1 protein-coding gene is annotated in these 437 nt (G+C 71.4%); it reads left to right on the top strand.

Annotated elements, in window-relative coordinates; genetic code table 11:
- Positions 1-437, top strand: a 437-nt coding sequence (locus tag G3I71_RS47890; protein ID WP_164325244.1) for an ABC transporter substrate-binding protein, incomplete at both ends; no start/stop codon positions are given.

Here is a 437-nt window from a genome sequence, read left to right as displayed (position 1 = left end):
CGGACGTCGCGCCCACCGTCCTCATGGCCACGCAGACCGACCCGTGGCAGGACAACGTGCGCTTCACCGCGAACGCCCTGGGCGACGAGGCCGACGCGCAGGAGCTGCTCGACGCGTACGACGCACGCTGCCAGGAGATCGCCGACGAGTTCGGCACCGCCGGGCAGACCGCGCAGCTCATCCGCCCGCGCGACGGCATCCTCACGCTCTACGGGCCCACGTCGTTCGCGGGCAGCACGCTCGAGTGCGTCGGCTTCACGACCCCCGAGCGCGACTGGGAGAACTCGATCTCCGTCGACGTCTCGCCCGAGAACGTGCTCGACGCGAAGGCGGACCACGTGTTCGTCACGACGACCGACGTGACCGACGAGTCCAGCGTCCCCGAGGCCGTGCGCGCCAACGCGGCGGCCTTCCCGCAGCTGCACCTGGTCGACCAG

It is taken from the genome of Streptomyces sp. SID12501 (assembly GCF_010550245.1).
Lineage (GTDB): Bacteria > Actinomycetota > Actinomycetes > Streptomycetales > Streptomycetaceae > Streptomyces.
The sequence above is the reverse complement of the archived record's forward strand: the minus strand, read 5'-3'. Positions and strand labels throughout refer to the sequence as shown.